We start from the raw sequence: 25347 nt of genomic DNA on the forward strand, positions 1-25347 counted from the left end.
GCGGTGGCCGGCCCCCGCGTCAACCGTTTCCGCGCCGCGCCCCCCGGCGCGGCCTTCTCCCCCTCATCCGCCTTTGGCGTCCGGCGTCCGGCTCCACCAGGTGTCGATCACGCCGCGCGCGAACTTCGGCTTGGTGGGCGGGCGCTCGAACACGTCCCAGAAGGCGATGCGGTGGATCGCCGAATACCATTGCGGGATCCAGTAGCGGCCGGCGCGCAGCACCCGGTCGAGGCAACGGCAGGTGACGATCAGGTCGTCGGCGTTCTCCGCCGCCAGCGCGCGGGAGATGAGCGCGTCCACCACCGGGTCGGCGATGCCGGCGAGATTGTAGGAGCCGCGCGCCCGCGCCGCCTCGGTGGAGAAATAGGCGCGCAGCTCGTCGCCCGGATAGGGCGCCATGGCATAGCGTTTCACCACCACGTCGAAGTCGAAGTTCTGGAGCCGCAGCTGGTACTGCGTCGCGTCCACCACCCGGTAGGTGGCCTCGATGCCGGCCTTCTTGAGGTGGCCGATGAAGCGGGCATGGTGGCGCTCCATGGCGCCCTCATTGTCGAGGAACTCGATGGCGAGCACCTCGCCCCGCGCGTCCACGAGGCGGCCCTGCTGGATCGTGTAGCCCGCCTCCTTGAGCAGCTGGGCGGCCTGGCGCCGCAGGTTGCGGTCCTCGCCCGAGCCGTCGGAGACCGGCGGCACCCAGGGCGCGCCGAACACTTCCTCCGGCACCTTGTCGCGGAACGGCTCCAGCACCTTCAGCTCGGCCGGCGCGGGCGGCCCCTCGGCCATCATCGCCGAGTTCTGGAAGAACGAGACGGTGCGCTTGTAGGCGTCGTACATCACGTTCTTGCCGGTCCATTCGAAGTCGAACAGCAGGTTCACCGCCTCGCGCACCCGGCGGTCGTGGAACTTGGCGCGGCGCGTGTTGAGGAACCAGCCCTGCACCCCCGAGAAGGTGTCGTCGGGCATGGTCGTCACCTTGACCTTGCCCTCGCGCACGGCGGGGAAGTCGTAGGCGGCGGCCCATTCGCGCGCGGTGAACTCCTCGCGGAACAGGTAGGTGCGTGCCTTGAAGCCCTCCATGCCGGCATTGCGGTCGCGGAAGTATTCGTAGCGCACGGTGCCGAAATTGTAGCGCCCGCGCATGGTGGGCAGATCGCGCCCCCAATAATCGGCGACGCGCTCGTACTCGACGAAGCGGCCCTGCTCGAAGCGCGCCAGCCGGTAGGGCCCGGAGCCCAGCGGCACATCGAGCGAGGACTGGTTGAACGGGTGAGTGGCAAGGAACGCCTGGGAGAACACCGGCAGGCCCGCCACGGTGAGCGGAACGTCGCGCGCGCGGCCCGCCTTGAAGCGCATCACCACGGTGTGCGGCCCGTCCGGTTCCACGCCCGTCAGGTCGCGCAGCGCCATGCGGATGGTCCCGAAGCCGTCGGCCTTCAGGGCGGCGAAGGTCGCCACCACGTCGTCCGCGGTGAGCGGCGTGCCGTCGTGGAAGCGGGCCTTCGGGTTCAGGCGGAAGCGGTAGGTCAGCCCGTCATCGGCGATCACCACGGAAGAGGCGAGGCGGGGATACATGGCGCTTCTCTCGTCGCCCGCCGCGGTCAGAAGGCTGTCGTAGATCAGTTCGATGCCCTGGGCGCCGTTGCCCCGCTGGTTGTAGGGGTTCAGCGTGTCGAAGGTGTTCTCCGCCTGGTTGAACAAGGTGGTGGGGCCGATCTGGGAGAACGGCCCGCCCTTCGGCGCATCCGGGTTCACATAGGCGAAGTGCGTGAAGTCGGCGGGATATTTGAGGTCGCCGAAGAACGAGAGGCCGTGGCGCTCCACCGCCTGCGCGCTGGCGCCGCCCTCCGCGGCGGCGCTTGCCGCGCTCGGAGCGCCTCCGGCCGCGCCAGAGGACTGGCCGCGCGCGGGCGCCGCGAGCAGCAGCGGGGCGGCGCCGAGCGCCGAGAGGCGCAGCAGGGCGCGGCGGCTGAGGCTCATTTGCCCGCTCCCGTTCCCGCGCCCGGATTGGCGGCGGCGTTCGCCGCGGCTTTGGCCGCGAGATCCGGATCGAACCACCAGATGTCCGGGAAGGCGAAGGAATAGGCCGGCAGGTGCGTCGGCCGGGCGAAGCGGTTCCAGCGCGCGGTGCGGCTGTAGTTCAGCGTCCAGGCGGGGATGACGTACTCGTTCCACAGCAGCGCCCGGTCGAGGGCGCGGGTGGCGGCGATGAGGTCCTCCCGGTCGGTGGCGTAGATCACCTTGTCGATCAGCGCGTCGATCGCCGGGTTGCGGATGCCGGCATAGTTCTGCGAGCCCTCGCGGTCCGCGCTCTGCGAGCCGAAGAAGCTGCGCTGCTCGTTGCCGGGCGAGAGCGACTGGCCCCAGCCGCCGACGATCATGTCGAAGTCGCGGGCGCGCAGACGGTTGATGTATTGCGAGGTGTCCACCAGGCGGATCGTCACCTTGATGCCGAGCCGCTCCAGCGCCGGCTGGTAGAACACCGCCACGCGCTCCATGGCCGGGCTCTGGAGCAGGATCTCGATGGTGAAGGGCTCGCCCGCCGCGTCGCGCAGCACCCTATGGGTCACCGGCCGCGACAAACCGAGGAAGATCATGATGCGCTCGAACACGCCGGGCGGATGGGCCGGGTCCACTTCGTCGCGCACGTTCCAGCCCGCCTCCTTCAGCAGCCGCACCGCCTCGCGCAGGTTCGCGCGCCGTGCCGCGTCGGTGTCGTTCACCGGGTTGGTGTAGGGCGTGGTGAACACCTCCGGCGGCAGCTGGTCCTTGACGGTGTCGAGGATCTCCAGCTCGCGGCCCTGCGGCAGGCCGGAGGAGGCGAGCTCGGTGCCGGAGAAATAGGAGTTCACGCGGATATACTGGCCGAAGAACAAGGTGCGGTTCATGCCCTCGAAATCGAGCGCGTAATTGAGCGCGCGGCGCACCCGCGGGTCCTTGAACTTGTCGCGCCGCAGGTTCGGGATGAAGGCCTGCATCATGCCGCGGGCGCGCTCCTCGAACTTTTCCAGCACCACGCGCCCCTCGCGCACCGCGGGGAAGTCGTAGGCGGTGGCCCAGTTCTTGGCGGAGCTCTCCTGGCGGAAATCGTACTGGTCGGCCTTGAAGGCCTCCAGCATCACCGTGTCGTCGCGGAAGTACTCGTACCGGATCTGATCGAAATTGTTCTTGCCCACGTTCACGTTGAGCGCGTCCGCCCAATAGTCCTTCACGCGTTCGTAGGTGATGTTGCGGCCGGGGGCGAAGGTCTTGATCTTGTAGGCGCCGGAGCCGAGCGGCGGCTCCAGCGTGCCCTGGGTGACGTCGCGCGGCTTGCCGTTCGCGTCGGTGCCGGTCCACCAGTGCTTGGGCAGGATGACGAGCTGGCCGACGATCTGCGGCAGCTCGCGGTTGCCCGCTTGGTCGAAGGTGAAGGTGATCTCGCGCGCGCCGGTCTTCTCGGCCTTCGTCACGTGGCTGTAGTAGAATCGCTGGCCGGGATTGTTCTTGGTGAACGCCTCGAACGAGAAGATCACGTCCTCGGGCGTGATCGGCGTGCCGTCGTGCCAGCGCGCGTTGGCATTGATGCGGTAGGTGACGGTGGAGAAGTCGTCGGGATAGGCGACGCCGTCGGCGATCAGGCCGTATTCGCTCGCCACCTCGTCGAAGGAGGCGGCCATGAGCGTGTCGTAGATCAGGCCCATGCCCGCGGCCACCGCGCCGCGCGGGATGACGATGTTGAAGCTGTCGAAGGTGCCGTCCTCCGCGAGCCGCACCAGGCCGGCCCTCGGGGCGCCGGGATTGACATAGTCGAAATGGGCGAAGCCGGCCGGATATTTCGGCGTGCCCATGAGCGAGACCGCGTGGCGGAAACCCGGCGCCGCGGCTGGAGGGACGGCGGGCGCCGCCGGCGCTGCGGGCGCGGCCTCCTGCGCTGCGGCTGGCGCGGCCTCGGGCACCGTCGGAGCGGCCTCCGGCGCCGCAGCTGGCGCGCCCTCGCTCTGGGCCTGGGCCAGGCGGACCGGACCCTGCTCGGCCCGCGCGCCCGTCCCTCCGGCCAGGGCCAGGGCGGCCGAGAGCAACGCGGCCGCCAGCACCGGTGTCAGTGCCGGGCGCGGGAGACGGTGGGGCAGAACGGGCATCGGCAACTCCGCATAAGCACGCGCTGATCGGCTTGTCTGGCGCGCCGATCGGCGTGTTCGCTATCGTCAAGTCAGAGGGCGGGGGCCGGGCAGATTGACGGAATCTGCACCGATCGCGCTCTGGAGTCCTCTTCCGGGACCGGGATAGCGGATTATGGCGCCTGCCGCGACGGCGGAAACATGGCGCGGCGCGGGCGCGGGCGGGATGCCGGGCGCGCCGGGCGGCCGGGCGCGCCGCCCGGCGCCTCGGCCGGCGCCGCGAAGTCCCCGAGAAACGCCCGAGAAACCAGAAAAAGGCCCGCGGGGACGGCCCAAGAAAAAGGCCGGCCCCGAAGGGCCGGCCCGGAAACGTGCCGAAGGTGACAACTGCGTGAAACCGCCGCCAGCGCTGTCGCCGCAGGCCGGCCGAAGCCGTTCCCGGCGCCCGCCCGGCGTCAGTTGGCCTTGGTCTCGGCCGGCGCGGCCGGCGCCGCGGCGGCGGTCGGCAGCGGCTTGGGATCGTGCGAGAGCGAGTTGAGATAGGCGATCAGGTCGGCCCGCTCGGTCTCCTTCGGCAGGCCGGCGAACGCCATCGCCGTGCCGGGGATGTCGGCCTTGGGATTGATCAGGAAGTGGTTGAGCGCCTGCGGGGTCCAGTTGCCGCCCTTGGCCTTCATGGCCGCCGAATAGGCGAAGCCCGGGGCGCTCGCCACGGGGCGGCCGACCACGGCATAGAGGTCGGGGCCGACCTTGGCGCCCGCGCCCTCTGCGAAATTGTGGCAGGCGGCGCACTTCTTGGCGACGCTCGCGCCCTTCTCCACCGAGGCGGTGGCGAACAGCTGCTCGATCGGGATGGCGGCCGCCTTGGGGGCTTCTCCGCCGCCCGGCGCGCCCTCATTCACCACGATGTCGAAGCCCGGCTTGGCCGGGGCTTGTGGCGTGAACAGGATCTCGGAGACGATACCGAGCCCGAGGGTCAAGGTCAGGGTGGCCAGAACCGCACCCAAGATCTTGTTCAATTCAAAACCGTCCATCGGCGCTTCGCCCCTCGGTGCCGGCCGCGTCGAGGCCGGTTGATCGCGCGGCCCCACCGCCGCCCGATGGCGCGGCATGCCGCATGGCATATCAATAAGACGGCGCGCAGCCCTTTCCACGCACCGGGTGGGACAGTAAGCACTTTGATCGGAGAGGCGCAACCCGTATAAGGCGCGCCCCAATGCCGCTTTGCGCGCGGCTTTTCCGCGCGCCGCCACGAGGAAATCCCGACCATGCCGGCCGCCCGCGTCCTGGTGCTGATCCCCGCGCGGATGGCGGCAAGCCGCCTGCCGGGCAAGCCGCTCGCGGACGTCGGCGGGCGGCCCATGATCGTCGAGGTGGCGCGGCGAGCGGTCGCAGCCGGCATCGGCCGCGTGGCGGTGGCCACCGACGCGGCGGAGATCGCCGACGCGGTCCGCGCCGCCGGCTTCGAGGCGGTGATGACGAGGCCCGACCATCCCTCCGGCTCGGACCGGATCCACGAGGCGCTCGCCCGCCTCGACGGCGCCGGGGCGGTGGAGATCGTGGTCAACGTGCAGGGCGACCTGCCCACCATCGCGCCCGAGGCCATCCGCGCCGCGCTTTTGCCCCTCGCCGCGCCCGAGGTGGACATCGCCACGCTCGCCGCCGAGATCACGCGGGAGGAGGAGCGCACCGACCCCAACGTGGTGAAGGTGGTGGGCGCGCCGGCCGGCGCGGGGCTGCTGCGCGCGCTCTATTTCACCCGCGCCACCGCGCCTTACGGCGACGGGCCGCTGTACCACCATATCGGCCTCTACGCCTATCGCCGCGCGGCTCTGGAACGGTTCGTCGCGCTGCCGCCCTCGCCGCTGGAGCGGCGTGAGAGGCTGGAGCAGCTGCGCGCGCTCGAGGCCGGCATGCGCATCGACGTGGCGCTGGTGGACACGGTGCCGCTGGGCGTCGACACCCCCGAGCATCTGGCGCGCGCCCGCGCCCTGCTTGCGCAGGAGGGGCCGGAGGGGGAATAAGGCGCAGCCGCCCGGTGGGCGCGCCGTCTTGTTCAGTGAGTTAGAGCGTAGCGAGGACCTGATTGCCATGAGCCGCCGCATCACCTTCCAGGGCGAGCCGGGAGCCAACTCCCACATCGCGTGCCGCGAGGCGTTCCCCGACCACGAGGCGGTGCCGTGCGCCACGTTCGAGGACGCGTTCGCGCTGGTGGAGGGCGGCGGCGCGGACTTCGCCATGATCCCGATCGAGAACTCGGTCGCCGGCCGGGTGGCGGACATACACCATCTGATGCCGCACTCGACGCTCAACATCGTCGGCGAGTTCTTCCTGCCGCTGTCGCACCAGCTGATGGCGGTGAAGGGCGCGAGCCTGTCGACGCTCAAGACCGTGCAGAGCCACGTGATGGCGCTCGGCCAATGCCGCCGGGCGATCCGCGCGCTCGCGCTCACGCCGGTGATCGGCGCCGACACCGCGGGCGCTGCGCGCGAGATCGCCGAGGCGGGGGATCCCTCGCGCGCCGCCATCGCCTCGCGGCTGGCGGCGGAGATCTACGGCCTCGACATCCTCAAGGAGAACATCGAGGACGAGGCGCACAACACCACGCGCTTCGTCATCCTCTCGCGCGACGGGGAGTGGGCGCCGGCCGGCAACGGCCCGGTGGTGACCACCTTCGTGTTCCGGGTGCGCAACGTGCCGGCGGCGCTCTACAAGGCGCTGGGCGGCTTCGCCACCAACGGCGTGAACATGACGAAGCTCGAATCCTACCAGATGGACGGGCACTTCACGGCGACCCAGTTCTACGCCGACGTGGACGGCCACCCCGACGACCGGCCGGTGAAGCTGGCGCTGGAGGAGCTCGCCTTCTTCTCGCGCGAGATGCGCATCCTCGGCGTCTATGCGGCGAGCCCGTTCCGGGCCGGGCTGACGGCGGGCGACGAGGCGCTCTGACTTCGGGCGGTCCGCCGGTTCAAGGCGCGCCGCGCGCCGGCGGTCCGCCGGCTCAGTGGTCGAAGCGCAGGGTGATCCGCGCGCGGTCCCCCGCGCGGCCGAACTTCACGTGCTCGCCCAGCTGCTTGAGCATGTAGGCGCCGAACCCGGCCACCTCCTTGGCATCGCCGAACAGGGCTTCCGGCGAGGGGCGCTCCTTCGGCGCCTCCATCACTTCGCCCTCATAGAGCACCTCGACGTCGAGATGGGTCTCGTCGAACCGCGCGCGCACCTCCACCTCGCCCTCGGCGATGCCGGAATCGGCGATGATCTCCAGCGCCTGGGCGGCCACCGGGATGGCGGCGGCCATCACGTCGCGCCGCGCCCCCCACAGGTCGCCCTGCCGCTCCAGGAAGTCCCGCATGGCCGTGAAGGCGCCGGCGCCGGGATCGAGCCGCATGGCGGCATCCTTGGCGATGCCGATGCGGAAGATCAGGTTCAAGACGATGGCGCAGCACGCGCCCACCGTGAGCGGGGTGGAGAACAGCGGCCGCAGCGCCTCCGGCAGCTGCTCGCGCAGCGGCAGGAAGACGATCGACAGCCCGGCCAGCATCGACAGCCCCACCACGAACACCCGCCGCTCGGAGAGCCGCCGCGAGGTGATGAGGTCCATGCCCGCCACCAGCAGATAGGCGGAGGTGTAGAGCAGGATGCCGCCGATCACCGGCGAGGGGATCAGGGTCAAAGCGACGATCGCCTTGGGGAAGAAGGCGGTGGCGAAGATCATGGCGCCGGCGACGAGGCCGATCACCCGCGCGGTGGCCTGGGTGGCGAAGGCGAGGCCCACGGAGGAGGAGGACAGCCCGGCCTGGAAGCCCGAGGAGAGGCCGTTCAGCATGTTGCCGATGCCGCAGGCGGTGACCGCCCGCTGCGCCGCCCGCATGTCGGCGCGGCGCCAGTCGGCATCGTTCATCTTCTCCAGCGACACCGTCACCGAGAGCACGTCCACGAGGTTCATCACCACCAGCAGCGCCACCAGCGGGAACAGCGCGGGCGCGAGGCTGAGCGAGGGCAGGTGCACCTCCGGCAAGGCCATCCAGGCCGCGGCGGCGATGCGGTCGGCGGAGCCCGCCGGCATCGTGCCGAACGCCCCGGCTAGCGCCCAGCCGGCGCAGGCGCCGACGAACACCGCGAACAGCTTGAGCCGCTTCGGCGCGAACACCGCGACGCCGACGATCAGGCACAAGGTGGACAGGCTCACCAGCAGCGCGTTCTCCGACGGCGCGAGGGCCGCCCCCTCCATGCCCAGAGCGCGCCGCAGCGCCGGCCCGGCGAGCGAGACGCCGAGCATGGTGACGGCGACGCCGCATACCTCCGGCGGCAGCACCACCCGCAGCGGCCGCACCAGCCGCGCCATGCCGAGCTGGCACACGCCGACCAGGAAGGTGGTGGCGGCGAGCAGCCCGATGCCGCCCAGCGAGAGCGCCTGCACCGCGAGCGGGATGGCGCCCGGCGCCGGGATGTGGACCGCGAGATAGCCGGAGCCGAAGCGGGTGCGCGCGCATTGCAGCACCGTCGCGAGCCCCATGGACATGGCGCAGGCCGAGAGCATGGCCGAGGTCTCGCGCGCGGACAGCCCGGCCTCGGTGGCCGCGAGCACCGGATAGATCAGGAAGGTGAGCGCCAGCATGGCGTGCTGGAGCGCGAGCGGCACCAGAGCCGGCACCGGCACCTTGTCGTTCAGCCCGTAGACCAGGCTGGTCGGCCGCCGGTGGATGCGCGGCCCGCGGCCGGCATCGTCGAACACCAAAGCGATCAGCCGCTGCGCCCGCGGACGGCGGGCGGGGTCGGCCTGGGCGGACGGGCGGCCGCCCGAGGCGCCGTGCTGCGCCTCAGGCACGCGCACCCTCCAGGAAGGCGCGCATGAGATGGTGCGCGATCGACACCGGCGGCGGCGCGAACAGGCCGTCCGGGTGGGTGCGGGCGAGCATCTGCGCCACCTCTCCGCGGCCAAACCAGCGCGCGGCCTCGATCTCGGCCGGATCGATGGTGATGTCCTGCGAGGTCGCCTCGGCGAGGCAGCCGATCATCAGCGACATGGGAAAGGGCCAGGGCTGGCAGGCGTGGTAGGCGACCTTGCCGGTCGCGATGCCGGCCTCCTCCAGGGTCTCGCGCCGCACCGCCTCCTCGAGGCTCTCGCCCGGCTCGACGAAGCCGGCGAGGCACGAATACATGCCCGGCGCGAACTGCGGCTGGCGCCCCAGCAGGCAGGCGTCGCCATGCGCGGTCAGCATGATCACCACCGGGTCGGTGCGGGGAAAGTGCTGCGCCCCGCAGGACGGGCAGTCGCGCCGCCAGCCGGCCTCGATGATGGTGGTGGCGGCGCCGCAATTGGCGCAGAAGCCGTGGCGCCGGTGCCAGCCCAGCAGCGCCTTGCCGCAGGCGATGGGGCCGAGATGCTCCGGGCCCACCAGCCCGCGCACGGCGATCGAGCGCAGATCGGCGACCAGCAGGCCGGCGGCCTCCATCTCCTCGCGCCGGGCGGGATCGAACGGGAAGGCGGCGCGCGGCGTCCCGCCCGCCAGCCCTAGGAAGACCGGCGCCTCGCGCGTCCAGGCCTCGGCCTCGGCGGGCGCGAACAGCGGGTCGGCGGCATCGGCATCGCCCTTGAGCGCCACCAGCTCGCCGCCGAGCAGATAGGCGCGCGCCTGCGGGGCGCGGGCGAGGCCCACGCCCTCGGGCCTCAGGTGCGCCGCGCGATCGAGGGGATTTCCCACATAGCCGAGGGCGGGCCATGGCCCGAGTTCGGGATGGGCGAAGGACATGGAGGAAGGAGCCGGCATTCCAGAGGCGGTGGCGCGACGGTCGCACGGCTCATGGCGCGAGGCAAGGCAGCCGGGCGCGCGCCCGGCCCCCGGCCCGGGGCCAAGAAAAAGGCCCCGTCTCCGGGGCCTTTTGCCGTGATTCGTGCCGGAATGCGCCGTTCGGCGCCCGATCTCAGTCGTTGAACAGCGGCTGCTGCTCGCCGGAGCCCTCGCCCGCCACGGGCTCGCCGCCGGCATCCTCGGCGCGGTCGGCGCGGGAGCGATAGCGGCGGCGGCGGCGGCCGAGGCGCGCCTCCCCGGCGTCGCCCTCGCCCGCCTCGTCGGGCGCCGCTTCGCGCGCCGGGCGCTCGTCCGCGTCCGGATCCTTCGGCGGATCCTTGGGCGGATCCTTGGGCAGATCCTTGACCACGTCCTTCGCCACCTCCTTGGCGATGCCGCCGCCGGTGATGAAGGAGGGCAAACCGAGGATGGGCTCATCTTCCTCGCGCGCCGGCCGGGGGGCCGGGCGGGGAGCCTCCTCCTCGCCGCGCGGCGGGCGCGGGGCGCGGAACTCGCGGGGTTCGCGGGGCTCGCGGTTGTCGCGGCCTTCCCGCACCTCGCGGCCCTCGCGCGGCTCCCGAGCCTCGCGCGGCTCGCGGCCTTCGCGATTGTCGCGCGCCTCGCGCGGCTGGTAGCTCTCGCCGCCGTCCTCGTCGCGGTTGCGGCGGAAGCCGTTGCGGCCCTCGCGGGGCGGGCGCCCCTCGCGGGTGTCGGGCCCACGGTTGTCCGGCCCACGGTTGTCCGGCCCGCGATTGTCGCGGTTGTCGCGATTGTCCCGGCCCTCGCGGTTGTCGCGGCCCTCGCGATTGTCGCGGCCTTCGCGCGCATAAGGCGGCTGGTCGTTCCGTCCGTAAGGCTGGGGCGCGTCGAGGCCGGACACGTCGTCCATGTCCTCGTCGTCGCCATCCTCGTCGCGGCCGAAGCCGGGCTGCGGGCCGAACTGGCCCTGGAGCGAGGCGATGAGGCGCAGATAATGCTCGGCGTGCTGGAGATAGTTCTCCGCCGCCACCGGGTCGCCGGAGGACTGCGCGTCGCGCGCGAGCTGCTGGTACTTCTCGGTGATGTGGTGGGCGGTGCCGCGCACCTTCACGTCCGGCCCGTTCGACTCATAGACACGCGTGAGCGGATTGGATCCGCGCCGGTTGTTGTTCCGGCCGCGCATGCGCTTCTGCTGACCATTTCTCATCGTGATCGTTCTCTACTCGCTCGGCGTTCACTCCGCCGCCTGCGCCGGATCTCTTTCGAATCTCGGGGCGATGCGGCCTGGCTTCTCAAACCTGCCGGTTCGCGCCGCGGCCGCGCGGCATCGAACCGGAAACAACACGGCTGCGGGCGCAGCACTCATGCGCGCAGCCGGGAACATGGGGCGATCGGCTCGCATTCTGATCGGATGACGCGTTCCCGATCCTAGGGTGAGAGGGCGGTTCGCCGAGCAAATTGAGCCAATTTCCTCGGATCACGCTCCGGCGCCCGTCCGGCGCCCGCGCTGGTGAGCATGCGGAAGTGCCCTTCAAGAATTCAGGATCAGTCCGATCATCGAGCCCCGATCCGCGCCTCTGGCGCGGCCGCCCAATCTGACACATCGCGTCACGGCCTCATGCCGGAGCACGCCTTACCCGGTGAAACGATCGACCCGCGAGAGGATTGCCACGGGCGCAGCGTTCGCGCGCCATCGACCACGATCCTCCATGGCGTCCGAAATGTCCTTACGAGATTTCGGAAGCCCGCACCGCCCCTCTGGGCAGGTACCTCGGCTCGATTCCTGGGATTGAACACTAGCCAGTTCCCTCGTCCGATCCAAGCGTTTTTTTCCCGCCTGCTTGTGCCCCGATTTCGCCAGAATGTGCGCTGGCTCAGGGTTTGCGCGCGGCGCGGGCGCGCGGGATGCCGGCGAGGTCCGGCCGCGCCGGGCCGGCAAGCGCGAGGCCGGCCTCGCGCAGCAGCCCCGCCACCGCCCGATCTTGGCCGATTCCCAGCTCAAGCACCAAAGTACCGCCGGGCGCCAGCAGCCGGCCCGCCTCGCGGACGATGGCACGATAGGCGCAGAGCCCGTCCGACCCGCCGTCGAGGGCGAGGGCGGGATCGTGGAGGCGCACCTCGGCGTCGAGGCGGCCGAGGTCGGCGGTCGGGATGTAAGGCGGGTTCGACACCACCAGATCGAAGGGGCCGGAGAGCGCCTCGCCCCAGCGCCCCGCCACCACGCACGCCCGCGCGCCGAGGCCGAGGCGCGCCAGATTGTCGCAAGCGGCGCGCGCGGCGCCCGCCGACAGATCGACGCCGACCCCGAACGCGTTCGGCAGCTCGCTCAGAAGGGCCGCGAGGATGGCGCCGGAGCCGGTGCCGAGATCCAGCAGGCGCAGCGGCGCCGCGCGGTCGGCAACGTGCGCGAGCGCCTCCTCCACCACGGTCTCGGTGTCGGGGCGCGGCACCAGGGTCTCGGGGGCGAGCGCGAAGTCCATGCTCCAGAACTCCCGGCGCCCGAGGATGCGCGAGACCGGCTCGCCGGCGAGGCGCCGGGCGAGCAGCGCGGCGGCCGCCGCGCGCGTGCCGGCGTCCGTGCGGTCCTGGGCGTGGGCCAGCAGCTGCGCCGGCGCGAGCCCGGCCGCCTGCGCCACCAGCAGGCGCGCCTCGATGTCGGCGGCGGCGATGCCGGCCTGCCGCAGGCGGCCCGCCAGCGCGCGCCGCAGATCGCCAAGGGTCTCGCTCACGGGCATGGCGGCGTCCCGGTCCGGTCTCACGCCTCTTCGGCCGCGGCCATCAGCGCCGCCTGGTGCTCGGTGACGAGCGCGTCGACCACCTCGTCGAGGGCGGTGCCGGCGATCACCTCTTCGAGCTTGTAGAGGGTCAGATTGATGCGGTGGTCGGTCACCCGCCCCTGCGGGAAATTGTAGGTGCGGATGCGCTCGGAGCGGTCGCCGGAACCCACCTGGCCGCGGCGCTCGGCGGCCCGGCCCGCCTCCTGGCGCTGGCGCTCGGAGTCCAGCAGGCGGGCGCGCAGCAGCGCCATGGCGCGCGCCTTGTTGCGGTGCTGGGAGCGCTCGTCCTGCACCATCACCACGGTGTTGGTGGGCAGGTGGGTGATGCGCACCGCGCTCTCGGTCTTGTTCACGTGCTGGCCGCCGGCGCCCTGGGCGCGGAACACGTCGATCCGCAGGTCCGCCTCGTTGACGTCGACATCCACCTCCTCGGCCTCGGGCAGCACCGCGACGGTGGCGGCCGAGGTGTGGATGCGCCCGCCGGCCTCGGTTTCCGGCACGCGCTGCACCCGGTGCACGCCGCTCTCGAACTTCAGCCGGGCGAAGGCGCCCTTGCCGTGGAGCGCGGCGACGATCTCCTTGTAGCCGCCCATGGTGCCTTCGCTCTCCGACAGCACCTCGACGCTCCAGCCCTTCTCGGCGGCGTAGCGCGCATACATGCGGTAGAGGTCGCCGGCGAACAGCGCCGCCTCGTCGCCGCCGGTGCCGGCGCGCACCTCCAGGATCACGCCGCGCTCGTCCATGGTGTCCTTGGGCAGGAGCGCGAGCCGCACCTCGCGGGTCAGCTCGGCGATGCGGGTCTCGAGGCGCGCCACCTCGCTCTGCGCCAGTTCGCGCATCTCGGCGTCGCCCTCGGCCGCCAATTCGCGCGCCTCGCCGAGGTCGCGCGCGGCGGCCTTGAGCGCCTTCACCTGCGCCACGACCGGCGAAAGATCGGAGAATTCGCGGCCGAGACGGGCGATCTCCTCGCCCTCGGCGCCGCGGGCGAGCGCGGCCTCGATCTCGGCGTGACGCGCGACCAATTGGTCGAGCTTGGCAAGCGGCAGGCTGTTCATCGGCTGCTTATAGCGCGAGCCCGCTCGCCAAGGCGAACGCCCGGAGCGTGCCGCGGATGTCCACCGTGCCGGTCCGGTCGTCGAGCAGCGGCAGCAGCACCTTGCGCGCCGCCGCGACGTCGAGGTCCAGCAGCGTCGCCTTCACCGGGCCGATCGAGGCCGGCGAGACCGAGAGCGAGCGATAGCCGAGCGCGGCGAGCGCCACCGCCTCGAGCGGGCGCGACGCCAGCTCGCCGCACAGCGTGATCGGCTTGCCGTGCCGCGACCCCGCCTCCGCCACCATGCGGAACGCCCTGAGCGCCGGCGCCGAGAGCGGGTCGAACCGGTCGGCGACCCGCATGTTGGAGCGGTCCGCGGCGTAGAGAAACTGGACGAGGTCGTTCGAGCCGACCGACAGGAAGTCGGCGCGCGTCAGCATCTCGTCCAGCTGGAACAGCAGCGAGGGCACCTCCACCATGGCGCCGACGAAGACCCGGTCGGGCATGCCGTGGCCGTGGCGGCGCAGGTGGGTCAATTCGCGCTCGACGATGGCGCGCGCCTGGTCGAACTCCTCCACCGCCGCCACCATGGGGAACATGACGCGCAGCTCGCGCCCGGCGCCGGCGCGTAGCAGCGCGCGCACCTGGGAGCGCAGCAGGCCCGGCCGGTCGAGGCCGAGGCGGATGGCGCGCCAGCCGAGCGCCGGGTTCTCCTCCTCGACCGCGCGCATGTAGGGCAGCACCTTGTCGCCGCCGATGTCGAGGGTGCGGAAGGTCACCGGCCGGTCGCCGGCCGCGTCCAGCACCGCGCGATAGAGCTTCAGCTGCTCGGAGATGCGCGGGAAGGTGGAGGCGATCATGAACTGCAGCTCGGTCCGGAACAGGCCGATGCCCGAGGCGCCGGTCTCGGCGATGTGGGGCAGGTCCACCAGCAGGCCGGCATTGAGATGCAGGTCGACATGCACCCCGTCCTTGGTCACCGAGGGGCGGGTGCGCAGCGCCGCATACTGGGCCTGCCGGCGGGCGCGGTAGCGCACCTTCTCGGCATAGGCCTCCTCCACGTCGCCGGGCGGGCGCAGATGCACCTCGCCCGCCTGGCCGTCGACGATCACCGGATCGCCGGGATCGGCGAGCCCGGCGGCGTTCTCCACCTGGCCGACGGCGGCGATGCCGAGCGCGCGGGCGACGATGGTGACGTGGCTGGTGGTGCCGCCCTCCTCCAGCACCAGGCCGCGGATGCGCGCGCGGTCATAGTCGAGCAGCGCCGCCGGGCTCATGTTGCGCGCCACCAGGATGGCGTTCTCGGGCAGGGTCTCGCGCTCGGCGCCGCTCCCGCCGGTCAGCTCGCGCAGCAGGCGGTTGGCGAGGTCGTCGAGGTCGTGCAGGCGCTCGCGCAGATAGGGGTCGGAGGCGCGCATCATGCGCGCCCTTGTGTCCGACTGGACGCGTTCCACGGCGCCCTCGGCGGTGAGGCCCGACAGCACCGCCTCGCGCATCCGGTGCATCCAGCCCCGGTCGTGGGCGAACATGCGGTAGGCCTCGAGGATGTCGCGATGCTCCCCGGCCTTGGCGAGGCCGTCGTCCTCCAGCATCGCGTCGATGGCGTGGCGCAGCTTGCCGATGGCGGCGTCGAGCCGCTCGGTCTCCTTGTGGACGTCGTCGGCGATGACGTTGGTGACCTTGATGCGCGGCTCGTGCAGCACCACGTAGCCGAGCCCGAGGCCGTCGGCGAGCGGCACGCCCGTCAGATGCAGCGGCCGGCGCACCGCCGGCTCGGCGCCCGGCTTGGCGAGCGCCGTCAGCTCGCCCGAGGCGATCATCTCCGCCAGCACCATGGCGGTGGTCTGGAGCGCCTCGATCTCCTCCTCGGTATAGGTGCGGCGCGCCCGGTTCTGCACCACCAGCACGCCGAGCGTGTTGCCGCCGCGCAGGATCGGCACGCCGAGGAAGGAATTGTAGATCTCTTCGCCGGTCTCCGGGCGGTAGGCGAACTCCGGATGCGCCTGGGCCTCGGAGAGCGCCAGCGATTCGGCCTCCCGCGCCACGTGGCCGACCAGGCCCTCGTCCACCCGCATGACGGTAAGATGAACCGCATTCCGGTTCAGACCTTCCGTAGCGTACAGTTCGAGAGTCTGATCGACGCGCAGCACGTAGACCGAGCACACCTCCGCGACCATGTTGGCGGCGATGAGCACCACGATCTTATCGAGGCGGTCCTGCGCGCTTACTGGCTCCGCCATCACCTCGCGGAGGCGGCGGAGCAGCACGCGGGGGCCGCCGAGCGCGCCACGCATCGGCCGCATCCTCAAGGTTGGCGGGGAACCCGCGGGGCTGTCAGTGAACGGCGCGCCCCCGCCGGCCCGCTTTTCAGCTGTCGAGCCCGTATAGCGAATGGAGAGTCCGAACGGCAAGCTCGGTATATGCCGCGTCGATCAGGATCGAGATCTTGATCTCCGACGTGGTGATGGCCCGGATGTTGATGCCCTTGGCCGCGAGCGCCTGGAACGCCTGGGCCGCGACCCCCGCGTGCGAGCGCATGCCGATGCCGATCACCGAGACCTTGGTGACCTCCATCGCCCCTTCCAGCGCCTGGTAGGCGATGGCGTCGCGGGACATCTCGAGCACCGCCTTGGCCCGCTCGTAATCGGCGGTCGGCACCGTGAAGGTGATGTCGGTGAAGCCGTCCGCCGACACGTTCTGGACGATCATGTCCACGTTGATGTGCCCCTCGGCCAGCGGGCCGAACACGGCGGCGGCGATGCCCGGCTTGTCCGCCACCCGGCGGATCGAGACCTGGGCCTCGTCCTTGGAGAAGGCGATGCCGGTGACCACCTGCGATTCCATCTGGTTTGCCACGATCTCCTCCTCGTCGCAGATGAGCGTGCCCGCCGTCTCCACGTTGGCCATCTCCGGCGCGTCCGGATCGGTGAGGCTCGAGCGCACGAAGGTGCGCACATTGTGCACCATGGCGAGCTCCACCGAGCGCACCTGCAGCACCTTGGCCCCGAGCGAGGCCATCTCCAACATTTCCTCGAAGGCGATGCGGTCGAGGCGCTTGGCCCGCGGCACCACGCGCGGGTCGGTGGTGTAGACCCCGTCCACGTCGGTGTAGATGTCGCAGCGCTCGGCGCCGAGCGCCGCCGCCACCGCCACCGCGCTGGTGTCCGAGCCGCCGCGTCCCAGCGTGGTGAGGCGGCCGGAAGCGCCGTGAATGCCCTGGAAGCCGGCGATCACCGCCACCTCGCCGCCGTCGATCGAGGCCCCGAGCGCCGTGCCGTCGATCTCCAGGATGCGCGCGGAGCCGTGGGCGTCGTCGGTGAGGATGGGGATCTGCCAGCCCTGCCAGGAGCGCGCCGGCACGCCCGCCCGCTGCAGCGCGATGGCGAGCAGCCCGCTCGTCACCTGCTCGCCGGAGGCCACCACGGCGTCGTATTCGCGGGCGTCGTAGAGCGGCGCGGCCTCCTTGCACCAGGCCACCAGCTCGTTGGTCTTGCCGGCCATGGCGGAAACCACCACCGCGACCTGGTATCCGGCCTCGACCTCGCGCTTCACATGGCGCGCCACGTTGCGGATGCGCTCCAGGTTGGCGACCGAGGTGCCGCCGAACTTCATCACCAGCCGAGCCATGGCTCGCGCCTTTCTTTTCAATGACGGGGGATCGAGGGATTGCTCTTGGAGGCGGGCGCGGGGCGCCCGGGCCGCGCGGGCGTCATTTTCGCCGGCGCATGGACAGGGCGCCGCTGCCGGCGCCGGTGTCCTCGATCCCCATGCTGGCGGCGCGTTGCATCCCTTTGGCCCTGCCGCGCGGGTTCGACGGAGCGCGCGGCGTTTCGGGGCGCTTCCTAGCCGCAACCGGGCCGGCCGGCAACCCGCCTGGGCGAAACCGGCGTCGCGCCGTGCGCGGACGGAAGCACCGGGCCGACGCCTCCCCGGGCTTCGGTCCGGCTGCGCGGAACGCCCCTGGCCCGGCCGGCGACGCCCTTTCTCCCGGCGCGTTCTTGCCGTAGGCTCGTTTTCCACGTCATTGCCGCCCTCCCGACCGCCCCTGAGCTCGCGCCGGATCCGGCCGGATCGTGCGCGCGACGGCGGACGGCCGCCCCCGACACTGGACCCGAAGGCCGATGTCTTCCTTCATCCTCGACCCGCGCCTCCGGGCGGACGGCCCGCCTCTGCTCGACCTGCCGCTGTGTCACGTCCGGCTCGTCGACGACGCGCGCTTCGTCTGGCTGGTGCTGGTGCCGGCCCGCGACCAGCTGGTGGAGATCCTCGATCTGTCGCCCGCCGAGCGGACCCTGCTGATGGCGGAGATAGCGGCGGCGGGCGCCGCGGTGAGAGAGGTATCCAAGTGCGCCAAGCTCAACGTGGCGGCGCTCGGCAACGTGGTGAGTCAGTTGCACGTCCATGTGGTCGGCCGCGATCCCGGCGATGCCGCCTGGCCGGCGCCGGTGTTCGGCTTCGGCGTGCGCGAGCCGATGGACGAGGCGACGCTCGCCGACCGCTTCTCGAAGCTGCGGGGCGCGCTGCTCAGGGCCTGAGGCCGGCGCCGCCCGTCCGGCGCGGCGCGCGCCCGCCGCGCGGCGGGCGGAACAAAGAAGGACATGCCGCACGGCAGCGATTCGCGCACGGTTCGTTCCCGCACCGTTCGCGCGCGCGGCGCTGGCGTCCCGCCATGGGACGGGCCCTGGCGCCGGATCGGCCGCCATGGATCGCCCAAGCCGCACATGCGGGCCGTGGATTCGTTTGAATTTAGGGGGTTATAAAGAGGGCTGCCGGCATGGCAACCGCGCCGCGGCTCCCTTTGGCGCGGATCGCCCCGCGGGAATGGCCGATGGCCGCTACAGCCGGCGCAGGCTCACCTCGGCCACCTCGTGGTGGCCGGCCTTGCGCAGGATCAGGTCGGCGCGCTGGCGGGTGGGCAGGATGTTCTCCATGAGGTTCGGCAGATTGGTGCGCCGCCAGATGGCGAGCGCGGTCGCGGTCGCCTCTTCCTCGGTGAGCTGGGAGTAGCGGTGGAAGTAGGAGAGCGGGTCCTTGAACGCGGTCTCGCGCAGCCGCATGAAGCGCTCCACGTACCAGCGCTCGATCACCTCCTCGTCGGCGTCGATATAGACCGAGAAGTCGAAGAAGTCGGAGACGAAGGGGATCGCCTTGCCGTCCTTGGGCGGGCGCGTGGTCTGCAGCACGTTGAGCCCCTCGACGATGAGGATGTCCGGCCGGTCCACCTCCACCGTCTGGTCGGGCATCACGTCGTAGAAGAAATGCGAGTAGAGCGGCGCGCGCACCGGCCGGCGGCCGGCCTTGATGTCGGACAGGAAGCGCAGCAGCAGCGGCAGATCGTAGCTCTCGGGGAAGCCCTTCTTCTCCATCAGCCCCTCGCGGTCGAGAACCGCGTTGGGCAGCAGGAAGCCGTCGGTGGTCACGAGGCCCACCTTCGGCGTGTTCGGCCAGCGGGCGAGCAGCGCCTGGAGCACGCGCGCGGTGGTGGACTTGCCCACCGCCACCGAGCCGGCGACGCCGATGATGTAGGGTACCTTGCCCTCGCCGTTGGCCTCGTTTTCGCGCTGGTCGAGGAAGTGGGTCATGGCGCGGAACAGCTTCTGCGTCGCGCCCACATAGAGCGACAGCAGGCGCGAGAGCGGCAGGTAGATCTCCTCCACCTCCTGAATGGACAGGTGGACGCCGAGGCCCTGCAGGCGCTCGATCTCCTCCGGCCGCAGGGTGAGCGGCGTGTCGCGCCGCAGCGCCGCCCATTCCTCGCGCGAGAAGGTGCGGTAGGGCGAAAGGCCGGGATCCATGCGCTGGTCCATGAGGAAAGCCCGTGCTCCCGTCTCAGTCTGCCGCGCGGGCGGCCTTCTCGGCCAAGCCCGACTGCCCGGTGCGGCGGGCAAGCTCGGCCTCGACCTCGGAAAGCGCCACGCCGCGCACGGCCAGGACCACGAGGAGATGGTAGAGGAGATCGGCGCTCTCGGCGACGAGACCCTCGTCGGGGCCACAGACCGCCGCGATCACCGTCTCCACCGCTTCCTCGCCGAGCTTCTGGGCGCATTTGGCGACGCCCTTGTCGAGCAGCGCGCGGGTGTAGGAGGCGCCGGCATCCGCCGCGGCGCGCGCGGCGATGATCTGCTCCAGATCGGCGAGGGTGAAGGGCGCGCTCATGGCTGTCTCGCGAAACGGGCCGTTGAATTCGGGTGCGCCGCTTCTCCCCGTCCCCACAAGGGGGAGGGGGACGGCGCGCGCGATGCTGGGGCAAAACCCAAAAGTGGGGATCCCCCCGGCGGCGGGAAGCGGAGGGCTGCCGAAAGGGCCGTGGCGCGTGCCTCACACATCGAGGCGCACCGGCAGGCCGGCCTCCCTCAGATGCTCCTTGGCCTCGCGCACGGTGAAGGTGCCGAAATGGAAGATCGAGGCGGCGAGCACCGCCGAGGCCCCGCCGTCGCGGATGCCGTCCACCAGATGGTCGAGCGTGCCCACCCCGCCCGAGGCGATCACCGGCACATGCACCGCGTCCGACACCGCGCGGGTGAGGGCGCAATCGAAGCCCTGGCCGGTGCCGTCGCGGTCCATGGAGGTGAGCAGGATCTCGCCGGCGCCGAGGTCCACCACCTCGCGGGCATAGGCGATGACGTCGAGGCCGGTGGGGGTGCGCCCGCCATGGGTGAAGATCTCCCAGCGGTCCGCCTCGCCCTCGAGCGACACCTTCTTGGCATCGATGGCGACGACGATGCACTGCTCGCCGAACTTCTCCGCCGCCTCGCCCACGAAGGCGCGGCGCGAGACCGCGGCGGTGTTGATGGAGACCTTGTCCGCGCCCGCATGCAGCAGGGTGCGCACGTCGTCCACGGTGCGCACGCCGCCGCCCACGGTCAGCGGCATGAAGCACTGCTCGGCGGTGCGGCGCACCACGTCGAGGATGGTGCCGCGGTTCTCGTGGCTGGCGGTGATGTCGAGGAAGGTCAGCTCGTCGGCGCCGGCGGCGTCGTAGGCGCGCGCCGCCTCCACCGGGTCGCCGGCGTCGCGCAGGTCGACGAACTGGACGCCCTTCACCACGCGGCCGTCCTTGACGTCGAGGCAGGGGATGACGCGGACCTTGAGCATGGCGCCTACCGTCCCGCCACCAGAGCCAGCGCCTCGCGGGCGTCGAGGCGGCCGTCATAGAGCGCGCGGCCGGTGATGGCGCCCGCGACCTTGGCCGCGCCGGGCTCAAGCAGGGCCTCGATGTCCTTGATGGAGGCAAGCCCGCCCGAGGCGATCACCGGCAGCCGCACCGCCTCGGCGAGCGCAACGGTGGCCTCGATGTTGAGGCCCTTGAGCAGGCCGTCGCGGGCGATGTCGGTATAGATGATGGCGGAAACGCCGGCGTCCTCGAACCGCCGCGCGATCTCCACCGCCGAGAGCTTGGAGGTCTCGGCCCAGCCCTCCACGGCGACGAAGCCGTCGCGGGCGTCGAGGCCCACCGCCACCCGGCCCGGATGGGCCTTGGCCGCCCCCTTCACGAAGTCCGGGTCGCGCACCGCCGCGGTGCCGAGGATGACCCGGGTGACGCCCTTCTCCAGCCACGCCTCCACGGTCGCACGGTCGCGGATGCCGCCGCCGAGCTGCACCGGGATGGAGACGGTCTCGAGAATCCGCTCCACCGCGGCCGCGTTGACCGGCTTGCCGGCGAAGGCGCCGTCGAGGTCGACGAGGTGCAGATAGCGAAAGCCCAGGGTCTCGAACTCGGCGGCCTGGGCGGCGGGATCGCGGTTGAACACGGTCGCGCGCGCCATGTCGCCCTGCTCCAGGCGCACGGCGAGGCCGTCCTTCAGGTCGATGGCGGGAAACAGGATCACGGATGCCACTTCAGAAAATTGGCGAGCAGAGCAAGGCCCAGGGTCTGGCTCTTCTCGGGATGGAACTGGGTGCCGGCCACGTTGTCCTTCGCCACCACGGCGGTGATGGTGCCGCCATAGTCGGTGGTGGCGACGAGGTCGAGGCCGTCCGCCGCCTTCAGGTGGTAGGAGTGCACGAAATACGCGTGGAGCCCGCCTTCCCCCGAGGGAACGTGCGCCAGGAGCGGATGCTCGCGCGCCACCTGGAGCGTGTTCCAGCCCATGTGCGGGATCTTGAAGGCGGGGTCGGCGGGGGCGATGCGGTCCACCTCGCCGCGGATCCAGCCGAGGCCGGCGGTCACGCCGTGCTCCAGCCCCCGTTCGGCGAGCAATTGCAGGCCGACGCAGATGCCGAGGAAGGGTCGGCCCTTCTGCTTAACCGCCTCGGTCATGGCCTCCACCATGCCGGGCACCGCGTCGAGGCCGGCGCGGCAGTCGGCGAAGGCGCCCACCCCCGGCAGGACGATGCGGTCGGCGCGGCGCACCACCTCCGGGTCGCAGGTCACCAGCACCGGCTGCTCGCGCCCGGCCTCGCGCGCCGCGCGCTCGATGGCCTTGGCGGCGGAGTGCAGGTTGCCGGAATTGTAGTCGACGACGGCGACGGTCATGGGCGGTAGGCCCCCGGAAAGCCGCCGATGATCGGCGCGTCGCCGCTGGCGGCCGGGGCGGGGGGCGGCGTGAAGCCGGCGGGCCGGGGGCGCTCGGGCCGGCTGGCGGTCCAGGCGCCGAAGAAGCGCCGCTCGGCCTCCGCCAGATCGCCCGCCACCACCACCCCTTCCTCGGCGAAGCCGCGGTGGGCGAGCTTGCGCACCCGCAAGGCCGGCAGCTCGAAGCCGAGGAGCAGATGGAACCCCGCCATCACCGCCACCCCGACCGCTTCGGCGACGCCGGCGCGCGCGGTGAGGAAACCGAGCAGCGCCGCCACCGCCACATAAGCGGCGAACACCAGCCACAGGCGGTAGCGCAGCAGCACCAAGGGGGCGAGGAACAGCGCCGCCCACGAGAATTTCTCCCGCACGAAGACGACCCGCTCGGCCGCCGCCTCGGCGGTGTCGCCGGGCGCGACGCGTGACAGCACGCTCCAGGTGGCCATGGTCCGGCTCCTAGGTCCCGAGGGTGCCCTTGGTGGAGGGCACCTCGCCCGCCGCCGTGGGATCGATGGCCACCGCCTGGCGCAGCACCCGGGCAAGGCCCTTGAAGCAGCTCTCGGCGATGTGGTGGGCGTTGACGCCGTAGAGCGTCTCCACGTGCAGCGTCACCCCGGCGTTCGCCGCGAAGGCCTGGAAGAACTCGCGCACCAGCTCGGTGTCGAAGTCGCCGATCTTGGGCGCCGGGAACGCGGTGCGGAACACCAGGAACGGGCGGCCGGAAATGTCGACGGCGACGCGGGTGAGCGTCTCGTCCATGGGCATCAGCGCGTCGGCATAGCGGGTGATGCCGCGCAGGTCGCCGAGCGCCTTGCGGAACGCCTGGCCGAGCGCGATGCCGACGTCTTCCGTGGTATGGTGGAAATCCACATGGAGGTCGCCCTCGGCCTTCACAGTGAGGTCGAAGCGGGCGTGGCGCGCCAGCAGGTCCAGCATGTGGTCGAGAAAACCGATGCCGGTGGAAATGTCCGAGCGCCCCGTGCCGTCGAGGTCGACGGCAAGGGCAATCTTCGTCTCCTTGGTCTCGCGGGCGATCTGTGCCGTGCGCATGGAACTCCTCCAAGGCCGCGGGTTCTAGCAGCAACGGTGCTGCAACGCCATATGGCGCGAGATGACGCCGCGCCGCGCCCCGGGAGGTCCGCCCATGAGCATGGTCGAACTGGTTCTCGTCGCCTCGGCGGTGGGCGCGGGCCTGGTCGCAGGGCTGTTCTTCGCCTTCTCCACCTTCGTCATGCAGGCGCTCGACCGCCTGCCGCCGCCGCGCGCGGCGGCGGCAGGCGATCAACGTCACGGTGCTCAATCCGCTGTTCTTCCTGGCCTTCTTCGGCACGGCGGCGCTCGCGCTGGCGGTGCTCTGGCTCGCCTTCACGGGAGCCGAGGGCGCGCCGCCGGGCCCGATGATCCTCGGCGCCGCGCTCTATCTCCTGGGCTCCATCCTCGTCACCATCGCCGGCAACGTGCCGCTCAACGGGCGCCTCGCGGCGCTCTCCGCCGCGGCGGTCGACGCCGCCGCCTGGAGCGCCTATCGCGGCCCGTGGATGCTCTGGAACCACGTGCGAACGCTCGCTTCGCTCGCCGCCGCCGCGTGCTTTGCGGCGGCGCTCGCCCTCGCCTGACGGCGCGCCCTGTGGCATAGGCTTGGGCGGACGCGCCGAGCTGGAGGAGCCTATGCCGACCCTCACCCGTGACGGATTGACGATCGACTACGGCGTGAGCGGGGAAGGCCCGCCCCTCCTCATCATCTCCGGCCTGTCGGCGGAGCGCTCCTTCTGGGCTCTGACCCGGCCGCTGCTCGCCGGCTTCACGCTGATCGAGTTCGACAACCGCGACATCGGCAAGAGTGCGCGGGCCAAGGCGCCCTACGCGGTCGCCGACATGGCGCGCGACGCGCTTGCCGTGCTCGATGCCTCCGGGTTCGCCAAGGCGCACGTCATTGGCCATTCGCTCGGCGGCATGATGGCCCAGGAGCTGGCCCTCATGGCGCCGGACAAGGTGGACCGGCTGGTGCTCGCCAACACCATCGCCCGCAACGACCTCTACACCACCGAGACCATGCGCCTGCTCAAGGAGCTGCGCCTGCAGCTGAACGACGAGCTGACGTTCGGCGCCGCGCTGACCTCGTTCGTCATCGGCATGGGCATGCTGAAGACGGTGCCGCTGTTCGCCGCGGTCCAGCAGTCGCTCGATGCCGGCCTCTACCAGGAGAAGGACGCGTTCCTGCGCCAGCTCGGCGCCTGCGTCGCCTATGACGGGCTGAACCGCATCGGTGCCATCACGGCCCCCACCTTCGTGCTCTATTGCGACGGCGACCGGCTGTTCGCCCCCGCCATGGTGCGCGAGGTGGCCCATGCCATTCCCGGCGCGCGGCGCGAGGAGATCCTCGACAGCGGCCACTGCCCGATGGTGGAGCAGCCGCAGCATTTCGCCACCGTGGTCCGCGCCTTCCTGACCGGCCGGTGAGCCGGCGCCGGCGCCGGCCGATGGTTCCGGGCGTTTGATCGAGGCCGTTGCGTCCCCGGCGGAAGGGCATAAGTAAGGGTCGAGCGGAGCCCTTCATGCAGCATTCCCCCGATACCATCTACGGCACCACCATCGTCTCGGTCCGCAAGGGCGGCCGCGTCGCCATCGCCGGCGACGGGCAGGTGACGCTCGGCCAGACCGTGCTCAAGTCCAATGCCCGCAAGGTGCGGCGCCTCGGGCGCGGGGACGTGATCGGTGGCTTCGCCGGGGCCACCGCCGACGCCTTCACGCTGTTCGAGCGGCTCGAAGCCAAGCTGGAGCAGTATCCCGGCCAGTTGCAGCGCGCCGCGGTCGAACTCGCCAAGGACTGGCGCACCGACCGCTATCTGCGGCGCCTCGAGGCGATGATGATCGTGGCCGACGCTTCCATCTCCCTGGTGCTCACCGGCACCGGCGACGTGCTCGAGCCCGAGCAGGGCGTCGCCGGCATCGGCTCCGGCGGTGGTTTCGCGCTCGCCGCCGCCCGCGCCCTGCTGGACCGGGAGGAGGACCCCGAGGCGATCGTCCGGCGCGCGCTGGAGATCGCCGCCGACATCTGCGTCTACACCAACCGCAACATCGTCATCGAGACCATCGGGGGGGCGTGATCTTGGCGCAGCCCCACGTCCTCCCGAGCTCCGCGTCGGCCGCC

Annotated in this window: 23 protein-coding genes; 6 read left to right on the forward strand and 17 right to left on the reverse strand. The window is 71.5% G+C overall.

The window, feature by feature from the left end:
* Positions 1-63: 63 nt before the first annotated feature.
* From ABLE88_RS18180 to ABLE88_RS18190, 3 genes are all read right to left on the reverse strand, one after another.
* Positions 64-1977 carry an extracellular solute-binding protein gene (locus tag ABLE88_RS18180; protein WP_348833113.1) on the reverse strand — a complete coding sequence of 638 codons (1914 nt, stop codon included), beginning with the start codon at positions 1975-1977 and terminating at the stop codon, positions 64-66.
* Positions 1974-4118: an extracellular solute-binding protein gene (locus ABLE88_RS18185; protein ID WP_348833114.1), complete on the reverse strand. Its 2145-nt coding sequence runs from the start codon at positions 4116-4118 to the stop codon at positions 1974-1976. The genes ABLE88_RS18180 and ABLE88_RS18185 overlap by 4 nt, the downstream gene beginning before the upstream one ends.
* 434 nt (positions 4119-4552) lie before the next feature.
* The gene (locus ABLE88_RS18190) at positions 4553-5131 is read right to left on the reverse strand and encodes a c-type cytochrome (RefSeq protein WP_348833115.1); all 579 of its coding nucleotides are present in this window, start codon (positions 5129-5131) and stop codon (positions 4553-4555) included.
* Positions 5132-5365: 234 nt separating this feature from the next.
* On the opposite strand from ABLE88_RS18190, the gene ABLE88_RS18195 reads away from it, so the two are divergent.
* Positions 5366-6121: a 3-deoxy-manno-octulosonate cytidylyltransferase gene (locus ABLE88_RS18195; RefSeq protein WP_348833116.1), complete on the forward strand. Its 756-nt coding sequence runs from the start codon at positions 5366-5368 to the stop codon at positions 6119-6121.
* Positions 6122-6188: 67 nt separating this feature from the next.
* Entirely contained in the window at positions 6189-7049 is an 861-nt protein-coding gene (locus ABLE88_RS18200) for a prephenate dehydratase (RefSeq protein WP_348833117.1), read from the forward strand.
* Positions 7050-7101: 52 nt separating this feature from the next.
* Here ABLE88_RS18200 and ABLE88_RS18205 read toward each other — a convergent pair whose 3' ends face one another.
* The 7 genes from ABLE88_RS18205 to ABLE88_RS18235 all read right to left on the reverse strand — a co-directional run bounded on the left by ABLE88_RS18205 (position 7102) and on the right by ABLE88_RS18235 (position 17308).
* Complete coding sequence (locus ABLE88_RS18205; RefSeq protein ID WP_348833118.1) at positions 7102-8928, reverse strand: uracil-xanthine permease family protein; 1827 nt, start codon at positions 8926-8928, stop codon at positions 7102-7104.
* Complete coding sequence (gene nudC / locus ABLE88_RS18210) at positions 8921-9853, reverse strand: NAD(+) diphosphatase (protein ID WP_348833119.1); 933 nt, start codon at positions 9851-9853, stop codon at positions 8921-8923. The genes ABLE88_RS18205 and nudC overlap by 8 nt, the downstream gene beginning before the upstream one ends.
* A 172-nt stretch (positions 9854-10025) precedes the next feature.
* Positions 10026-11078 (reverse strand): DUF4167 domain-containing protein, encoded by a 1053-nt coding sequence (locus ABLE88_RS18215; RefSeq protein WP_348833120.1) that lies wholly within the window; start codon positions 11076-11078, stop codon positions 10026-10028.
* Positions 11079-11745: 667 nt separating this feature from the next.
* Complete coding sequence (gene prmC, locus ABLE88_RS18220; RefSeq protein ID WP_348833121.1) at positions 11746-12606, reverse strand: peptide chain release factor N(5)-glutamine methyltransferase; 861 nt, start codon at positions 12604-12606, stop codon at positions 11746-11748.
* Positions 12607-12626: 20 nt separating this feature from the next.
* Positions 12627-13703 carry a peptide chain release factor 1 gene (prfA, locus tag ABLE88_RS18225; protein WP_348833122.1) on the reverse strand — a complete coding sequence of 359 codons (1077 nt, stop codon included), beginning with the start codon at positions 13701-13703 and terminating at the stop codon, positions 12627-12629.
* Positions 13704-13710: 7 nt separating this feature from the next.
* Positions 13711-15975, reverse strand: a complete 2265-nt coding sequence (gene ptsP, locus ABLE88_RS18230; protein WP_348833123.1) for a phosphoenolpyruvate--protein phosphotransferase — start codon at positions 15973-15975, stop codon at positions 13711-13713.
* Between the two features lie 73 nt (positions 15976-16048).
* Positions 16049-17308: an aspartate kinase gene (locus ABLE88_RS18235; RefSeq protein ID WP_348833124.1), complete on the reverse strand. Its 1260-nt coding sequence runs from the start codon at positions 17306-17308 to the stop codon at positions 16049-16051.
* Positions 17309-17802: 494 nt separating this feature from the next.
* Between ABLE88_RS18235 and ABLE88_RS18240 the strand changes: the two genes are divergently transcribed.
* The gene (locus tag ABLE88_RS18240) at positions 17803-18216 is read left to right on the forward strand and encodes an HIT domain-containing protein (RefSeq protein WP_348833125.1); all 414 of its coding nucleotides are present in this window, start codon (positions 17803-17805) and stop codon (positions 18214-18216) included.
* Positions 18217-18516: 300 nt separating this feature from the next.
* Here ABLE88_RS18240 and coaA read toward each other — a convergent pair whose 3' ends face one another.
* From coaA to hisB, 7 genes are all read right to left on the reverse strand, one after another.
* Positions 18517-19488, reverse strand: a complete 972-nt coding sequence (gene coaA / locus ABLE88_RS18245) for a type I pantothenate kinase (protein WP_348833126.1) — start codon at positions 19486-19488, stop codon at positions 18517-18519.
* Between the two features lie 22 nt (positions 19489-19510).
* Positions 19511-19837: a phosphoribosyl-ATP diphosphatase gene (locus ABLE88_RS18250; RefSeq protein WP_348833127.1), complete on the reverse strand. Its 327-nt coding sequence runs from the start codon at positions 19835-19837 to the stop codon at positions 19511-19513.
* 162 nt (positions 19838-19999) lie between these two features.
* Positions 20000-20776: an imidazole glycerol phosphate synthase subunit HisF gene (hisF, locus tag ABLE88_RS18255; RefSeq protein WP_348833128.1), complete on the reverse strand. Its 777-nt coding sequence runs from the start codon at positions 20774-20776 to the stop codon at positions 20000-20002.
* 5 nt (positions 20777-20781) lie between these two features.
* Positions 20782-21519: a 1-(5-phosphoribosyl)-5-[(5-phosphoribosylamino)methylideneamino]imidazole-4-carboxamide isomerase gene (gene hisA / locus ABLE88_RS18260; RefSeq protein ID WP_348833129.1), complete on the reverse strand. Its 738-nt coding sequence runs from the start codon at positions 21517-21519 to the stop codon at positions 20782-20784.
* The gene (gene hisH / locus ABLE88_RS18265) at positions 21507-22157 is read right to left on the reverse strand and encodes an imidazole glycerol phosphate synthase subunit HisH (RefSeq protein ID WP_348833130.1); all 651 of its coding nucleotides are present in this window, start codon (positions 22155-22157) and stop codon (positions 21507-21509) included. The genes hisA and hisH overlap by 13 nt, the downstream gene beginning before the upstream one ends.
* Positions 22154-22642, reverse strand: coding sequence for a DUF2628 domain-containing protein (locus tag ABLE88_RS18270; RefSeq protein ID WP_348833131.1), 489 nt, complete (start codon positions 22640-22642; stop codon positions 22154-22156). Before ABLE88_RS18270 ends, hisH begins: the two co-directional genes overlap by 4 nt.
* A gap of 10 nt (positions 22643-22652) precedes the next feature.
* Entirely contained in the window at positions 22653-23246 is a 594-nt protein-coding gene (gene hisB, locus ABLE88_RS18275) for an imidazoleglycerol-phosphate dehydratase HisB (protein ID WP_348833132.1), read from the reverse strand.
* Between the two features lie 242 nt (positions 23247-23488).
* Between hisB and ABLE88_RS18280 the strand changes: the two genes are divergently transcribed.
* The 3 genes from ABLE88_RS18280 (at position 23489) to hslV (ending at position 25303) form a co-directional block, all read left to right on the forward strand.
* Positions 23489-23812 (forward strand): anthrone oxygenase family protein, encoded by a 324-nt coding sequence (locus ABLE88_RS18280; protein WP_348833133.1) that lies wholly within the window; start codon positions 23489-23491, stop codon positions 23810-23812.
* Between the two features lie 52 nt (positions 23813-23864).
* Positions 23865-24656: an alpha/beta fold hydrolase gene (locus ABLE88_RS18285; protein ID WP_348833134.1), complete on the forward strand. Its 792-nt coding sequence runs from the start codon at positions 23865-23867 to the stop codon at positions 24654-24656.
* A 95-nt stretch (positions 24657-24751) separates the two neighbouring features.
* A complete protein-coding gene (gene hslV, locus ABLE88_RS18290) occupies positions 24752-25303 on the forward strand; it encodes an ATP-dependent protease subunit HslV (RefSeq protein WP_348833135.1) in 552 nt (183 codons plus the stop codon).
* The last annotated feature ends 44 nt before the right edge of the window (positions 25304-25347 follow it).

The organism is Xanthobacter luteus (assembly GCF_040049235.1).
Classification (GTDB): Bacteria; Pseudomonadota; Alphaproteobacteria; order Rhizobiales; family Xanthobacteraceae; genus Xanthobacter.

Coding starts and splice junctions, on each gene's coding strand:
- ABLE88_RS18180 (WP_348833113.1), bottom strand. CDS start 1,977: ATGAGCCTCAGCCGCCGCGCCCTGCTGCGCCTCTCGGCGCTCGGCGCC.
- ABLE88_RS18185 (WP_348833114.1), bottom strand. CDS start 4,118: ATGCCCGTTCTGCCCCACCGTCTCCCGCGCCCGGCACTGACACCGGTG.
- ABLE88_RS18190 (WP_348833115.1), bottom strand. CDS start 5,131: ATGGACGGTTTTGAATTGAACAAGATCTTGGGTGCGGTTCTGGCCACC.
- ABLE88_RS18195 (WP_348833116.1), top strand. CDS start 5,366: ATGCCGGCCGCCCGCGTCCTGGTGCTGATCCCCGCGCGGATGGCGGCA.
- ABLE88_RS18200 (WP_348833117.1), top strand. CDS start 6,189: ATGAGCCGCCGCATCACCTTCCAGGGCGAGCCGGGAGCCAACTCCCAC.
- nudC (WP_348833119.1), bottom strand. CDS start 9,853: ATGTCCTTCGCCCATCCCGAACTCGGGCCATGGCCCGCCCTCGGCTAT.
- ABLE88_RS18215 (WP_348833120.1), bottom strand. CDS start 11,078: ATGAGAAATGGTCAGCAGAAGCGCATGCGCGGCCGGAACAACAACCGG.
- prmC (WP_348833121.1), bottom strand. CDS start 12,606: ATGCCCGTGAGCGAGACCCTTGGCGATCTGCGGCGCGCGCTGGCGGGC.
- prfA (WP_348833122.1), bottom strand. CDS start 13,703: ATGAACAGCCTGCCGCTTGCCAAGCTCGACCAATTGGTCGCGCGTCAC.
- ptsP (WP_348833123.1), bottom strand. CDS start 15,975: ATGCGTGGCGCGCTCGGCGGCCCCCGCGTGCTGCTCCGCCGCCTCCGC.
- ABLE88_RS18235 (WP_348833124.1), bottom strand. CDS start 17,308: ATGGCTCGGCTGGTGATGAAGTTCGGCGGCACCTCGGTCGCCAACCTG.
- ABLE88_RS18240 (WP_348833125.1), top strand. CDS start 17,803: ATGTCTTCCTTCATCCTCGACCCGCGCCTCCGGGCGGACGGCCCGCCT.
- coaA (WP_348833126.1), bottom strand. CDS start 19,488: ATGGACCAGCGCATGGATCCCGGCCTTTCGCCCTACCGCACCTTCTCG.
- ABLE88_RS18250 (WP_348833127.1), bottom strand. CDS start 19,837: ATGAGCGCGCCCTTCACCCTCGCCGATCTGGAGCAGATCATCGCCGCG.
- hisF (WP_348833128.1), bottom strand. CDS start 20,776: ATGCTCAAGGTCCGCGTCATCCCCTGCCTCGACGTCAAGGACGGCCGC.
- hisH (WP_348833130.1), bottom strand. CDS start 22,157: ATGACCGTCGCCGTCGTCGACTACAATTCCGGCAACCTGCACTCCGCC.
- ABLE88_RS18270 (WP_348833131.1), bottom strand. CDS start 22,642: ATGGCCACCTGGAGCGTGCTGTCACGCGTCGCGCCCGGCGACACCGCC.
- hisB (WP_348833132.1), bottom strand. CDS start 23,246: ATGCGCACGGCACAGATCGCCCGCGAGACCAAGGAGACGAAGATTGCC.
- ABLE88_RS18285 (WP_348833134.1), top strand. CDS start 23,865: ATGCCGACCCTCACCCGTGACGGATTGACGATCGACTACGGCGTGAGC.
- hslV (WP_348833135.1), top strand. CDS start 24,752: ATGCAGCATTCCCCCGATACCATCTACGGCACCACCATCGTCTCGGTC.